Source organism: Bacillus sp. H1a (genome assembly GCF_000633475.1).
Taxonomy (GTDB): domain Bacteria; phylum Bacillota; class Bacilli; order Bacillales; family Bacillaceae_G; genus Bacillus_A; species Bacillus_A paramycoides.
Genome location: NZ_AYMH01000005.1, coordinates 33,999 through 47,803 on the forward strand (window position 1 = coordinate 33,999; position 13,805 = coordinate 47,803).

At 35.8% G+C, this 13,805-nt stretch carries 15 protein-coding genes; 13 read left to right on the top strand and 2 right to left on the bottom strand.

The window, feature by feature from the left end:
• The first annotated feature begins 34 nt into the window (after positions 1-34).
• A complete protein-coding gene (locus tag U860_RS0103110; RefSeq protein WP_025147367.1) occupies positions 35-1,789 on the top strand; it encodes a penicillin-binding protein 2 in 1,755 nt (584 codons plus the stop codon).
• 116 nt (positions 1,790-1,905) lie between these two features.
• Positions 1,906-2,571, top strand: a complete 666-nt coding sequence (locus tag U860_RS0103115; protein ID WP_025147368.1) for a YrrS family protein — start codon at positions 1,906-1,908, stop codon at positions 2,569-2,571.
• A gap of 34 nt (positions 2,572-2,605) precedes the next feature.
• Here the strand turns inward: U860_RS0103115 and U860_RS0103120 are convergent, their stop codons facing one another.
• Complete coding sequence (locus U860_RS0103120; protein ID WP_002173557.1) at positions 2,606-2,821, bottom strand: YrzA family protein; 216 nt, start codon at positions 2,819-2,821, stop codon at positions 2,606-2,608.
• Positions 2,822-2,957: 136 nt separating this feature from the next.
• Here U860_RS0103120 and U860_RS0103125 point away from each other — a divergent pair, with 136 nt between their 5' ends.
• From U860_RS0103125 to U860_RS0103165, 9 genes are all read left to right on the top strand, one after another.
• Positions 2,958-3,596: a class I SAM-dependent methyltransferase gene (locus tag U860_RS0103125; RefSeq protein WP_002173556.1), complete on the top strand. Its 639-nt coding sequence runs from the start codon at positions 2,958-2,960 to the stop codon at positions 3,594-3,596.
• Between the two features lie 14 nt (positions 3,597-3,610).
• Positions 3,611-4,306, top strand: a complete 696-nt coding sequence (gene mtnN / locus U860_RS0103130) for a 5'-methylthioadenosine/S-adenosylhomocysteine nucleosidase (protein WP_002088741.1) — start codon at positions 3,611-3,613, stop codon at positions 4,304-4,306.
• Between the two features lie 82 nt (positions 4,307-4,388).
• The gene (locus tag U860_RS0103135; RefSeq protein ID WP_025147369.1) at positions 4,389-5,312 is read left to right on the top strand and encodes an O-acetylserine dependent cystathionine beta-synthase; all 924 of its coding nucleotides are present in this window, start codon (positions 4,389-4,391) and stop codon (positions 5,310-5,312) included.
• Between the two features lie 3 nt (positions 5,313-5,315).
• Positions 5,316-6,449, top strand: a complete 1,134-nt coding sequence (locus U860_RS0103140; protein WP_002173554.1) for a bifunctional cystathionine gamma-lyase/homocysteine desulfhydrase — start codon at positions 5,316-5,318, stop codon at positions 6,447-6,449.
• 259 nt (positions 6,450-6,708) lie between these two features.
• Positions 6,709-9,312: a bifunctional acetaldehyde-CoA/alcohol dehydrogenase gene (gene adhE / locus U860_RS0103145; protein ID WP_025147370.1), complete on the top strand. Its 2,604-nt coding sequence runs from the start codon at positions 6,709-6,711 to the stop codon at positions 9,310-9,312.
• A 124-nt stretch (positions 9,313-9,436) separates the two neighbouring features.
• On the top strand, positions 9,437-9,673 hold the full coding sequence (locus tag U860_RS0103150) for a YrhC family protein (protein WP_025147371.1): 237 nt from the start codon (positions 9,437-9,439) through the stop codon (positions 9,671-9,673).
• Positions 9,674-10,242: 569 nt separating this feature from the next.
• Positions 10,243-10,749, top strand: a complete 507-nt coding sequence (locus U860_RS0103155) for a GNAT family N-acetyltransferase (protein WP_025147372.1) — start codon at positions 10,243-10,245, stop codon at positions 10,747-10,749.
• A gap of 71 nt (positions 10,750-10,820) precedes the next feature.
• The gene (locus U860_RS0103160; RefSeq protein ID WP_002173549.1) at positions 10,821-11,279 is read left to right on the top strand and encodes a GNAT family N-acetyltransferase; all 459 of its coding nucleotides are present in this window, start codon (positions 10,821-10,823) and stop codon (positions 11,277-11,279) included.
• 123 nt (positions 11,280-11,402) lie between these two features.
• On the top strand, positions 11,403-11,780 hold the full coding sequence (locus tag U860_RS0103165; RefSeq protein WP_002173548.1) for a MaoC/PaaZ C-terminal domain-containing protein: 378 nt from the start codon (positions 11,403-11,405) through the stop codon (positions 11,778-11,780).
• A 38-nt stretch (positions 11,781-11,818) separates the two neighbouring features.
• Here U860_RS0103165 and U860_RS0103170 read toward each other — a convergent pair whose 3' ends face one another.
• Positions 11,819-12,364 carry an XRE family transcriptional regulator gene (locus tag U860_RS0103170; RefSeq protein ID WP_025147373.1) on the bottom strand — a complete coding sequence of 182 codons (546 nt, stop codon included), beginning with the start codon at positions 12,362-12,364 and terminating at the stop codon, positions 11,819-11,821.
• A gap of 157 nt (positions 12,365-12,521) precedes the next feature.
• On the opposite strand from U860_RS0103170, the gene U860_RS0103175 reads away from it, so the two are divergent.
• Together U860_RS0103175 and U860_RS0103180 are read left to right on the top strand one after the other, a co-directional pair.
• A complete protein-coding gene (locus tag U860_RS0103175) occupies positions 12,522-12,926 on the top strand; it encodes a DoxX family protein (RefSeq protein ID WP_025147374.1) in 405 nt (134 codons plus the stop codon).
• 21 nt (positions 12,927-12,947) lie between these two features.
• On the top strand, positions 12,948-13,805 hold the full coding sequence (locus U860_RS0103180) for a VOC family protein (RefSeq protein ID WP_025147375.1): 858 nt from the start codon (positions 12,948-12,950) through the stop codon (positions 13,803-13,805).

Below are 13,805 nucleotides of genomic sequence, written 5' to 3' on the forward strand. Positions count from 1 at the left end.
CTCGTCTAAACTACAATAGACGAGGTGTTTTTTTATGAAAATAAAACGGAGAATTATAATTGTTTTAATTTGTTTTATGGGTATGATTTTTTTATTACTTTGTCGTTTAATCCAAATACAGATTATAGATACAGAATCGTTTACTGACCGAAATATTAATTTGATTGAAAAAAGTGTTACCCAGCGCACACAATCACTTACAGTAGATAATGGAAGAGGGCATTTTATAGATCGAAATGGTAAGGAAATTGGTGAAGAGAAATATCCAGTTTTAATTATTTTCCCATTTTTACAAATAAAAAATGACATGTTAGAGAAAATTGCGCATATCATTGGTGTGTCGAGACAAGAGATAAGACTGCAAATAAAAAATAAGAATGAAGCATTTATATTACGAAGGGGGAATATCCCATTTCAATTAACGATCGAGCAGATGGAGAAGGTAAATCGCTTAGATATTTTAGGTATTGTAGCAGCAGAAGTTCGATTGAAGCAAACGGGAGAGGCAAATCATTTAATAGGTGATGTGGGAGAGAATGAACAGGAATTTCAAAAGCGTTATGGAGAAATGAAAAAACTTTCGAAACAAACGCCAATTGGTATTTCCGGATTGCAGCAATCATTTGATGAATTTTTACTAACTGATGGAGAGGCGAAAGTACTATATCAAGTGGATCGACAAGGAGAACCGATTTTCGGGAAACAGGCGAAATATACTTCACCAGGAAATCCATTTTATCCAGTTACTATTCAAACGACAATACATAAAGCGTTGCAACGACAGGCAGAAAAGATTATAGATGAAAACGGAATAAAAAAAGGTGGGTTAGTATTACTAGACATAAAGAATAGTGAAGTTTTAGCAATGGTAAGTAAGCCATCTTTACAGATGAGTGATAGGAGTGTATATAAAGCTACACTTGAAAATCAAATGTTAACTCCTCATTTTCCGGGGTCTGTTTTTAAAACAGTAGTTGCAGCAGCAGTAATTGATGAGAATTTGGTGCGGTTTAATCGTGCATTTAACTGTAATACGGATTTATACGATGAAAATCTGCCACAAGTTATGATGGGGTCATTAAATTTTAAGGAAAGCTTTGCTAGAAGCTGTAATCGGACGTTTGCCGCATTAGGTAATGAACTAATGCAAAAGGATAGTGAAGTTTTAGAAACGTACTTAGAGGCCTTAGGAGCAAGTCAGAAGGTAGGGTGGAAAGGTTCCGTATTTCATACACCGGAATTTGAGCAATTGCCAGAAGAAAAGAGTGCTACTATTTGGGGAAGTGAAGAAAATAAAGATAGTAGAAAAGCGATTGCCCAAACGATGGTCGGACAAAAAGATGTACGCGTGTCACCTCTAGCTATAGCGAATATGATGGCGACAATTGCTAGAGATGGAGAGAAGCTGGAAGTGAAAGCTGTGAAAAAAATAGTGTATAAAAATGGAACCGACTTTTTTACATTTGAAAACCATAAATTAAATGGGAAACAACTTTCTTATGAAACGGTGAAAAAACTACAAGCGTTATTAAGAGGCGTTGTAACGATGGAGAAGGGAACGGGAAAGGCATTTCGTTCGTTGCCACTAAACGTCGCTGGAAAATCTGGGACGGCACAAACAGGAAAAGGAGCGAAGGTGAATCGCTGGTTTGCAGGTTATTTTCCATATGAAAACCCAAGATATGCTTTAGTTGTAGTTGATATAGAAACAGATAGTAACGTAAATGTAGTTACACCAGTTTTTACAGAACTGGTAGAAGCAATTTATCAATTAGAAAATGAAAAGTAATCTTGCAATTATTTATGAAATGTTCTCATTTCGTGAAAATATTATTGTAAATGTTCAACCTTTCTAGATTTAATGTTACAATAGCAAGTATGAAAAACTGCATGGAGGTTTGAAGAATGGCAGGAGGATCTAGATTCCAACAGAAACAACAAAAACGTCGTCAAAACGGTGTTTTAAATATTGCGATTGCTATTGTATTAGTAGCAGTAGCTATAGTAGCATATCAATTGTTTGTTCCTGATACAAAAGAGCAAGCGTCTCCTAGTGATAAAAAAGTAGCTCAGCAAACAACAAAAGAGAATAAAGCTGAGAAAGCTAAAGGTAAAGAAGAGACGAAGAAGAACGAGCAAGAAAAAGCAGAGGCTAAGAAAAAAGAAGAAGAGAAGCAAAAGGCTGAAGAAGAAAAGAAAAAAGCTGAAGAAGAAGCAAAAGCTAATGAAGAAGCAAAAGCTAATGAGAAAGTATCAGCTGAAAAAACACAGCCAAAGGCAACAGATGCTTATACGAAACCTTCTTGGAAGCCAGTAGGTACAGAACAAGGTGCAACACCTGCGATGACGTTTAAAAAAGGTACAGCAGATTGGAATGAGATGAATCAAGCGATTTCCGCTGCAATTGACGTTCCAGTAGAGCAATTAGTTATTCATAGAATCGGAAATAACGGTAAGAATAAAGCCTACGGTAACGTACAAGATAAGCAATCAGGTAAAAAATATTATGTAAACATTGATTGGGTAGATAATGAGGGCTGGAAACCAGTACTTGTTCAAACTCTAAACTAAAAAAGAGAGGCTCTTAGGAGCTTCTCTTTTTTAGTTAGCGTAATTTCTTTAATTTAAAATGAACAACCGCACTATAATAAGGTCTTTTGCTTTCAGAATCCATAATCATTTGATGCGAGATATGATGTACTTCGAGCATAAGTGCTTTATTATTATCAATTTGCTCACTAATTTTTTTTTCTAAAGAAGCTAAGTCCGCCGCTTCAAAAAACTCTACTTTATCTTCTAACATTTCAAAGGTAAATGACACGAAGACGACCCCTCTCCTATGTAATCACCTATAGTGTAACAAAGAAAAGAAGGAAATACTATGTGCATTTCAATTGACATTTTTAGAAAGAGGGAATATCATACTGATAAAACCGATAAGAAAAAGGGGAATTTTTATGGGCATAGAATTTAATGGTTTATTTGATGAATGGGCTCATACGTACGATTCATTTGTACAAGGCGAAGATATACAATATAAAGAAGTTTTCGCCCATTATGAGGACATTTTAGAGGATGTAGTTAACAAGTCATTTGGCAACGTATTAGAATTCGGTGTTGGTACTGGCAATTTAACAAATAAATTATTACTTGCTGGTCGCACAGTTTACGGTATAGAACCGTCACGCGAAATGCGTACTATTGCAAAAGAGAAATTACCAAAAGAGTTTTCAATTACAGAGGGTGACTTTCTTTCATTTGAAGTCCCAAATTCAATTGATACTATTGTGAGCACCTATGCATTTCATCATTTAACAGATGAAGAAAAAGACGTAGCAATTGCGAAGTATAGTCAATTGCTAAACAAAGGTGGTAAAATAGTGTTTGCTGATACGATATTTGCAGATCAAGATGCATATGATAAAACTGTTGAAACAGCAAAACAAAGAGGTTTTCATCAGTTAGCAAACGATTTGCAAACAGAATACTATACACGTATTCCTATCATGCAATCTATTTTTGAAAACAATGGCTTCCATGTAACGTTTACGAGATTAAATCATTTTGTATGGGTAATGGAGGCAACTAAGCAATAGAAAGAGGGATTAGATTGAGAATTGCTGTAATTGGAGCAATGGAAGAAGAAGTACGTATTTTACGTGACAAACTAGAACAAGCAGAAACAGAAACTGTTGCAGGTTGTGAATTTACGAAAGGGCTATTGGCAGGACATGAAGTAATCTTGCTAAAGTCTGGTATTGGTAAAGTAAATGCAGCGATGTCAACGACAATTTTATTAGAAAGATATAAACCTGAAAAAGTAATCAACACTGGTTCAGCTGGTGGATTCCATCATTCTTTAAATGTTGGAGATGTGGTTATTTCAACAGAAGTTCGTCATCATGACGTAGATGTTACAGCATTTAACTACGAATATGGTCAAGTGCCAGGAATGCCACCTGGATTTAAAGCTGATGAGGCATTAGTTGCATTAGCTGAGAAATGTATGCAAGCAGAAGAAAATATTCAAGTTGTAAAAGGTATGATTGCAACAGGTGATTCATTTATGAGTGATCCGAACCGCGTTGCAGCAATTCGTGATAAATTTGAAGACCTTTATGCAGTAGAAATGGAAGCAGCAGCTGTTGCGCAAGTATGCCACCAATATGAAGTTCCGTTTGTTATTATTCGTGCACTTTCTGATATTGCTGGTAAAGAATCAAATGTTTCATTTGATCAATTTTTAGATCAAGCAGCTCTTCATTCTACAAACTTTATCGTAAAAGTACTAGAAGAGTTAAAGTAATGTAACAAAAAGGCAACTGTCTCATATAAAGAAAATACATACAGTTGCCTTTTCTTTATTGGCAAATAAGGGGGAGAACACGATGAATGTATATCGTGGCGTTCATGAGTTGATTGGCCATACACCAATCGTAGAAATTACTCGTTTTTCACTTCCGAAAGGAGTCCGTTTATTTGCAAAGCTTGAATTTTACAACCCAGGCGGAAGCGTTAAGGATCGTTTAGGAAGGGAATTAATCGAAGATGCACTAGAAAAAGGGCTTGTTACCCAGGGCGGAACAATTATTGAACCGACGGCTGGAAATACTGGCATTGGACTGGCACTTGCAGCGTTAGAACATGATTTACGCGTCATTGTTTGTGTACCAGAAAAATTTAGTGTTGAAAAGCAAGAATTAATGAAAGCGTTAGGTGCAACGGTCGTGCATACACCGACTGAGCAGGGAATGACCGGCGCAATTGCAAAGGCAAAAGAATTAGTAAAGGAAATACCAAATTCATACTCTCCAAGTCAGTTTGCTAATGAAGCAAATCCTCGTGCTTATTTCAAAACACTAGGTCCTGAACTTTGGGATGCACTGAATGGAGAGATTAACATATTTGTTGCAGGGGCAGGAACTGGCGGTACGTTTATGGGAACTGCGTCTTATTTAAAAGAGAAAAACATTGATATTAAAACGGTTATTGTAGAACCAGAAGGCTCTATTTTAAATGGTGGTAAGGCTGGCTCACATGAAACAGAAGGAATTGGTCTTGAATTTATTCCACCATTTTTAAAAACATCTTATTTCGATGAAATTCATACGATTTCTGATCGAAATGCATTTTTACGTGTAAAAGAATTAGCGCAAAAGGAAGGTCTTCTCGCTGGAAGTTCTTCAGGAGCGGCATTCCATGCAAGCTTGCTTGAGGCTGAAAAAGCAAAACCAGGTACAAATATTGTAACGATTTTTCCAGATAGTAGTGAGCGTTATTTAAGTAAAGATATATACAAAGGATGGGAATAAAAAATGAGAGCAAAGACAAAGTTAATTCATGGTATTCGCATAGGAGAACCTTCAACTGGATCTGTAAACGTACCGATTTATCAAACGAGTACGTACAAACAAGAAGCAGTTGGTAAGCATCAAGGATATGAATATTCACGAACAGGTAATCCAACTCGTTCAGCTTTAGAAGAAATGATTGCAGTATTAGAAAATGGTCATGCTGGATTTGCATTTGGTTCAGGGATGGCAGCTATTACAGCAACAATTATGTTATTCTCAAAAGGAGATCACGTCATTTTAACAGATGATGTTTACGGTGGAACATACCGCGTTATTACAAAAGTACTAAACCGTTTCGGCATTGAGCATACCTTTGTAGATACAACAAACCTAGAGGAAGTTGTAGAAGCAATTCGCCCAAATACGAAAGCGATTTATGTGGAAACACCGACGAATCCGTTACTGAAAATTACTGATATTAAGAAAATATCCACTCTTGCAAAAGAGAAAGATTTATTAACAATTATTGATAACACATTCATGACGCCGTATTGGCAGTCACCAATTTCTTTAGGAGCAGACATTGTACTTCATAGTGCAACAAAATATTTAGGTGGGCATAGTGATGTGGTTGCAGGCCTAGTAGTTGTAAATAGCCCACAATTAGCAGAAGACCTTCATTTCGTACAAAACTCAACAGGAGGCATTCTTGGACCACAAGATAGCTTCTTACTACTTCGTGGTTTAAAAACACTAGGAATTCGTATGGAAGAGCATGAAACGAATTCACGTGCAATTGCCGAGTTTTTAAATAACCATCCAAAAGTAAATAAAGTATATTATCCAGGTCTTGAATCGCATCCAAATCACGAATTAGCAACAGAACAAGCAAATGGATTTGGTGCAATCATCTCATTTGATGTAGATAGTGAAGAAACATTAAATAAAGTGCTAGAAAAACTACAATATTTTACACTTGCTGAAAGCTTAGGAGCAGTAGAAAGCTTAATTTCTATTCCATCACAAATGACACATGCATCTATTCCAGCTGATCGCCGTAAAGAATTAGGAATTACAGATACATTAATTCGTATTTCTGTCGGTATTGAAGATGGTGAAGATTTAATTGAAGATTTAGCACAAGCGTTAGCATAATAAGAAAGCACTGCTTATAGAGCAGTGCTTTTTTAAAAGGTTAATTTGTGAAATGTTTCACAAATTAGACACACACAAATGAAATGATTTCCTGTATATTAAATTCATGAAATGTTACTCACGAACAAACTTGTGAAATATTTCACAAACAATGAGATTCATGTAAGAAGGCAACTCTATTTTTTTTACGATAATAGGGACTTATTTTGACCTATAGGGACATATAAGGACCACGATAGTAGAATAGGAGGAAATTTACATGGTAGTCAAAGAGAAAGTTGTAAATGAAATGCAAGAGGTAAAAGAGATGATTGATACGTTAGTGAAGAACGGTCAAAAAGCTTTACAAGCATTAGATAGTTTTACACAAGAGCAAATTGACAACATTGTTCATGAAATGGCGCTTGCAGGTGTTGATCAACATATGCCGCTTGCGAAGTTGGCTGTTGAAGAAACGGGCCGTGGTGTATATGAAGACAAATGCATTAAAAATATTTTTGCCACTGAATATATTTGGCATAGCATAAAGAAAGATAAAACGGTAGGAATTATTCACGAAGATCCTCATGAAGAAATAATAGAAATTGCGGAACCTGTCGGTGTAGTAGCAGGAGTAACACCAGTAACTAATCCAACGTCGACAACGATGTTTAAAGCATTAATCGCAATAAAAACGAGAAATCCAATTATTTTCGCATTTCACCCTTCTGCACAAAATTGTTCCATTGCAGCGGCGAAAACAGTATATGATGCAGCAGTGAAGGCTGGTGCACCAAAGCACTGTATTCAATGGATTGAAAGACCTTCTGTCGAAGCAACGAAACAATTAATGAACCATGAAGGTGTTGCACTCGTTCTAGCAACTGGAGGAGCTGGTATGGTGAAATCAGCTTATTCTACTGGCAAACCAGCGTTAGGTGTAGGCCCTGGTAATGTACCATGTTATATAGAGAAATCGGCACACGTTAAACGAGCTGTTAATGATTTGATTTTATCGAAAACGTTTGATAACGGAATGATTTGTGCATCAGAACAAGCTATCATTGTAGATAAGGAAATTTATGATGATGTTAAAACAGAAATGATTGCAAATAATTGTTACTTTGTAACAGAAGAAGAGAGAAAAAAATTAGAGAAACTTGTTATTAATGAAAATACATGTGCAGTAAATAGTGATATTGTTGGGAAATCAGCACAGTACATTGCCGAATTAGTAGGGATTACTGTACCTGAAGATACAAAAATTCTTATAGCTGAAATTAAAGGGATCGGAGCAGCGTATCCACTATCTCGTGAAAAACTGAGCCCAGTATTAGCTTGTGTAAAAGCAAATTCATTAGAAGAAGGATTAACATACTGCGAAGGAATGCTAGACCTTGGTGGCTTAGGGCATTCAGCAGTCATTCATTCTACAAATAAAGAAGTACAAAAACAATTTGGATTACGCATGAAAGCTTGCCGTCTCATCGTAAATGCACCTTCATCACAAGGGGGAATTGGCGATATATATAACGGATTTATTCCATCACTTACGCTTGGTTGTGGTTCTTACGGGAAAAACTCAGTTTCCCAAAACGTAACGGCGACTCATTTATTAAATATAAAAAGGCTGGCAAATAGAAAAAAGAATATGCAATGGTTCAAATTACCACCAAAAATTTATTTTGAAAAACATGCGACAGCATATTTAGAAAACATGCCCAATATTTCACGTGCATTTATTGTAACGGATCCAGGAATGGTGGAGCATGGTTATGTAGATACAGTTACACACTATTTACGTAAACATGTAAATGATGTGAAAGTTGAAGTTTTCTTTGAAGTCGAGCCAGATCCATCAGATGAAACTGTTTTTAAAGGTGCGGACATGATGAAAAGCTTTAAACCAGATGTAATTATCGCACTTGGTGGTGGTTCAGCTATGGATGCAGCAAAAGGGATGTGGCTATTCTATGAGCACCCAGAAACAACATTCTATGGAATTAAACAGAAGTTTTTAGATATACGAAAACGCACATGTAAATATCCGAAATTAGGAAATAAAGCGCAGTTTGTTGCAATTCCAACAACATCAGGAACAGGGTCAGAAGTGACGCCATTTGCGGTTATTACAGATAAGAAAAATAATATAAAGTATCCGCTCGCAGATTATGAATTAACACCAGATGTAGCGATTGTTGATCCGCAATTTGTAATGACAGTACCGCCTCATGTAACAGCAGATACTGGCATGGACGTATTAACACATGCAATTGAAGCATATGTGTCTGTTATGGCAAATGATTATACAGATGGTTTAGCATTAAAAGCAATTGATCTCGTATTTAAGTATTTACCGAGAGCATATAAAGATGGAAATGATGAAGAAGCTCGAGAAAAAATGCATAATGCTTCCGCAATCGCAGGCATGGCATTTGCAAATGCATTCCTAGGTATTAATCACAGTTTAGCACATAAACTTGGACCAGAATTCCATATTCCACACGGACGTGCAAATGCAATTCTTATGCCGCACGTAGTCCGCTATAATGCTATTAAGCCAAGAAAACACGCATTGTTCCCAAAATATGAGCACTTTGTAGCGGATGAACGCTATGCACATATTGCGAGAATGCTCGGACTTCCAGCAAGCTCAACAGCAGAAGGTGTGGAATCACTCGTTCAAGCAATTATTGCGCTTGGAAAAAAATTGAATATTAATATGAGTATTGCAGGACAAGGAGTTGCTAAAGAACAATTTGAAGAGGTTGTCGGAGTGTTAGCAGAAAGAGCTTTTGAAGACCAATGTACAACAGCTAATCCAAAATTACCGCTCATTTCAGAACTGAAAGAAATTTATATGGAAGCATATAAAGGCCTGTAATAGATATGAAAGAGTCGCATTTAAGCGGCTCTTTTTCTTTGGAAAACATCTCCCAGATTGGCTCTATTTACTTGTCTTTAAGTTTTATAGAATATGATACAGTGAGGAGGGGAGTGATAAATAAATGAAAGAATTACAACAAAAAATAGCAGATTATATCCGATTCGGACAAGTGCTTCTTGCAGTAAGTACATTTTTGATGGTTGGTTTATTAATTCCGAATGGAGCAAAAGAGACGTTACAAACTTTTGTTATGATGGGGAGTATCATATTATTTTTAAGTTTGTCATTCCTCTTCTTTAAGCGTGCTAAAGCGATGCGTGATCAATTAGAGGAGAGCGAATATGAAGAAAATTGTTAAATGAGGCGCTACGAAAAGAAGAACTCTTTTTGTAGCGTTTTTTCGTTTTTGTAGAAAATGTATGTGTTTTATATTGACAATGATAATCCTTATCAATTAAAGTAGAATAGTAATTAGTGATTATCATTATCAATTAAAGGTGAAAGAATGAAAAAATCCATTACGCTTTTCACAGTGATCTTATCTATTTTTTTCTTATTAAAATGTACATATTAAAGCTGGAGAAATTGCTAGTTTAATCGGTCCTAATTGACCACAAGAGTTCTTATGTGCGGTAAACTTTCCACTTGAAAAATTGGAAAGTTTACCGCCCGTTAGAACGGGATAAGTATCTAGTATATTTCGAAAGCCTACACCCCCCTCAGTTGTAGTTTTCTTTATACTAGTTATGATATGGATGCAGTAGACACTCTTTTGTCTACTGCTTTTTTTTTGATATAATACAACTTGTTAAGACTGAATCTTCTTTCTTTTTAGTGGTTTTCTTAATACAAAGCATTCAACACTTACGTAATTTGAAATATGTTGTTATGTAATGAGGTTCAAAATGATGGGAGTGAATAAAAAGAGTGTTCCATACAGATCGCCTACAATTTCGCAAATATACAATGGATGATTTACAGTTCTACGCTTCGTTATGGGGGAATGAGAAGGTAATGCGTTATATTGGAAATGGAACGTTAAAAACATATATGCAATGCAAAAAAAGTTTGGAGGAGTGGGTACTTCCGAATTATAAAAATGGCCTCGGTTTATTTGTAATGATTGAAAAGGAAACGGGCATACGAATTGGTCATGCAGGGCTTGTCAAGCAGAAAGTAGATGGAAAAGAGGAAATTGAGATTGGTTATTGGCTACTTCCTAAGTATTGGGGGAAAGGATATGCGAAAGAGGCCGCGGCAGCATTTCGAGACTATGGTTTTCAAGCGTTACAAATGAATAAATTAATTTCACTTATTAATCCGAACCACCCAGCTTCAATATTTGTCGCTAGAAAAACAGGGCTTAGCTATGAAAAAACAACTGCATTTCATGGAATTGATGTCCTAGTTTATTCTATTAGGAGAGTTGGATGAAAAAATTCACTTTTTTAAAGGTGAAATGTCCTTTTTGAAGAATGGTATATAAAAATAAAAGGAGGGATTAAATGTATATTTATCATAATGGACTAATTATTCGTGAAGGAACGAATGGAGTGCCAGCATATGCAATTAAAACATTATTTGAAGATGCTGGCTGGAGTAATGATAATATCCCTTCTTGGCAAATTGAAAAATTTACGATAGCATTTGAAAATTCAACATGGGCTTTCACAATTTGGGATGAAGAAGAGATGGTCGCGATGGTTAGAGTGATTTCTGATCAAATCATGGTTGCTAACATAGTAAATTTAGTTGTGAAGTGTGAGTATAGAGGAAAAGGATTAGGTAAGAAACTTGTGGCTCTTTGTTTGCAAAAGCTTCCACATGGCGATTGGTTTGCGCATACATCTGCTAACAATTTTGATTTTTATAGAAGCTGTGGTTTTGAAGTAAGAGAGTTATCAAGAAATGGAACATGTGCGTACTATGGGTATCAAGTGGCAAAAAGGGATGGCCATCGATAAATGAGCGGAAAGTAAAGAAAAATCATAGTTAAGTAATTCTGATTCTTTTCATAATAGAAAATGAATTGAGGCTCATTTTATGGTAAAATGAAAGAAAATTCAGTTATTATTAGGGGGATAAAAATGAGTATAAAAGTTGGGGATGTATTTAAATACGAAAGAAAGTTTACCGAGGAAGAAGTTTTTGAATTTGCAAATATTACAGGCGATAAAGGTAGACATCATATGGAATATGATGAGAATGGACGATTAATGGTTCATGGTTTATTGACTGCTAGCATTGGGACGAAAGTAGGCGAAGAGTTACATTACATCGCAAGGGAATTAGTAAGTGAGTTTATTAGACCAGTTTTTACAGGGGATACGATTACTTGTGAATTAACTTTAACAAATATTGAACAAATGGAAGGGTATAAAAAAGTTTCAATAGAGTCAGTTTATCGTAACCAACATGAAAAGACTGTACTAGTCGGGACAAGTTATGGAATTATACGGGAATAAAAAAGAAGCCTGTTTGAAACAGGCTTCTTTTTTATTATTTAGTAAACACGTTTTCGATTTTCCGCATGACTAGAGATAAGTAATAATGCAGTTTCTTCACCTACATTACGAACAATATGAGGAACACATGCATTCCAGGAGAAAGAATCACCTTCTTCTACAATTGCAATATCTTCCCCATGTTGAACTTCTAGTTTTCCACGTAATACAAGGTGACATTCTTCCCCTTCATGAGCATTTGGTGAGTTTTCTTTCGGAAACCCGGTAGGAATTTCTACTAGAGATAGGCGAAGACCACCTTGCTCCGCAACATGTTCAATTCTTTGTTCATCTTTTCCGTATACACTGTATTTACGTTCTTCTTTTTTTACAACTTTCAACCGATCTTTTTGTTCTAATAATAAATAGGGAAGGGGAACGTTTAAAAAATTGGAGATCGTTTCTAAAGTTGAGATAGATGGTGATGTTTTATTATTTTCAACCTGACTCATAAAGCCTTTAGAAAGGCCTGTTCCTTCACAAATTTGTGCGATTGTTATCCCTCTACGTTGACGAATTTCACGTATTGCAGAACCAATGTTCATAAAAATCAAGCTCCTTTTTGTAAACAACTATTTGTATCATAGCAAAAAAAATATATTTTTTCCCACTGAAAATGAATTGACGAATAAAAAAAATTAGTGTATGTTTTGTAATGTAAATAAAAGTTCTGTATAATAAAACTATAAAGGAGAGAAAGAAATGAATCAACATATCGGTAACTTAATTATTCGTATCGTGTTAGGGGTAACGTTCTTTATGCACGGTTTAACAAAATTCCAATCAGGAATTGACAATATTGCAGGGTGGTTCACAAGCATTGGTTTACCAGGAGGACTTGCATACGGTGTAGCAACAGTGGAATTAGTTGGTGGTCTATTGTTAATTCTAGGTTTAGGTGTAAGATATATTGGATTATTATTTGCACTTGTTATGGTTGGAGCAATTGTAAAAGTGAAATGGTCAGCTGGTTTATTAGGAGATGGAAAAAATCCTGGCTTCGAATTAGAACTTGCATTGTTAGCGATGGGTGCGTACTTATTTGTTGCAAAAGCAGACGGTTTTATAGATAATTTCTTAAAAGAAAAAGTGTTTAAAAAAGCTTAATTTACATGGGGGGCTAACAAGATGAGTTTTCAACTTCATTCCGATACAACACTTGATGTTGTTCATTTATACGTATCAAATATAAAGAAATCACTAGAGTTTTATACGGAAGTACTAAGCATGAAAGTGTTAAAAGAAGATGAAACAGTCGTTACATTTGGGAATGAAAATGACGAGCCACTCCTTATCATTGAAGAAAAGAAAGAAGCTTTTCCGAAACAAAGAGGGAGAACAGGGTTATATCATTACGCAATTTTATTACCAAGCAGACAGGATTTAGCGAATGTTCTTCGTCATCTTGTAGAGATGGTATATCCACTGCACGGCGGAGCCGATCATTACTTTAGTGAAGCCCTTTATTTAGCTGATCCAGATGGAAACGGGATTGAAATTTATCATGATCGCCAAAAAGAAGTTTGGCGTGATGAAAATGGAGAGCTACCATTTGTTAGTAACCCGTTAGCCGGTGAAGAATTATTACAGCAAGGAAGTACATGGAATGGCTTTCCAGCTGGTACTGTGATGGGGCATATTCATTTCCATGTAGCTGATTTGGAAGAAGCGAAACATTTCTATGTTGATGGTCTTGGTTTTGAAGTAACCATCCCAGCTCGTAATGGAGCGTTGTTCGTATCCGCAGGTGGTTATCATCACCATATTGGTTTAAATACATGGCAAGGTGAAGGGATACCACCGCAAATGCCAAATTCCGTCGGCTTGAAATATTTCACAATTGTACTAGCGGATGAAAAACAAAAAGAACAAGTATGTGAAAGCTTAAAAAATATTGGCAAGATTGCTACGTACAAAGATGGAATATTACAAGTTGAGGACCCATTTGGACATTGTATACATTTCAAAATAAAAGGAGAAGCCTAA

Bases quoted from the DNA above. Each gene is read 5' to 3' on its own strand.
- adhE (WP_025147370.1), top strand. From the start codon at position 6,709: ATGGTAGTCAAAGAGAAAGTTGTAAATGAAATGCAAGAGGTAAAAGAG.
- U860_RS0103125 (WP_002173556.1), top strand. From the start codon at position 2,958: ATGGGCATAGAATTTAATGGTTTATTTGATGAATGGGCTCATACGTAC.
- U860_RS0103165 (WP_002173548.1), top strand. From the start codon at position 11,403: ATGAGTATAAAAGTTGGGGATGTATTTAAATACGAAAGAAAGTTTACC.
- U860_RS0103150 (WP_025147371.1), top strand. From the start codon at position 9,437: ATGAAAGAATTACAACAAAAAATAGCAGATTATATCCGATTCGGACAA.
- U860_RS0103115 (WP_025147368.1), top strand. From the start codon at position 1,906: ATGGCAGGAGGATCTAGATTCCAACAGAAACAACAAAAACGTCGTCAA.
- U860_RS0103110 (WP_025147367.1), top strand. From the start codon at position 35: ATGAAAATAAAACGGAGAATTATAATTGTTTTAATTTGTTTTATGGGT.
- U860_RS0103180 (WP_025147375.1), top strand. From the start codon at position 12,948: ATGAGTTTTCAACTTCATTCCGATACAACACTTGATGTTGTTCATTTA.
- U860_RS0103160 (WP_002173549.1), top strand. From the start codon at position 10,821: ATGTATATTTATCATAATGGACTAATTATTCGTGAAGGAACGAATGGA.
- U860_RS0103140 (WP_002173554.1), top strand. From the start codon at position 5,316: ATGAGAGCAAAGACAAAGTTAATTCATGGTATTCGCATAGGAGAACCT.
- U860_RS0103170 (WP_025147373.1), bottom strand. From the start codon at position 12,364: ATGAACATTGGTTCTGCAATACGTGAAATTCGTCAACGTAGAGGGATA.
- U860_RS0103135 (WP_025147369.1), top strand. From the start codon at position 4,389: ATGAATGTATATCGTGGCGTTCATGAGTTGATTGGCCATACACCAATC.
- U860_RS0103175 (WP_025147374.1), top strand. From the start codon at position 12,522: ATGAATCAACATATCGGTAACTTAATTATTCGTATCGTGTTAGGGGTA.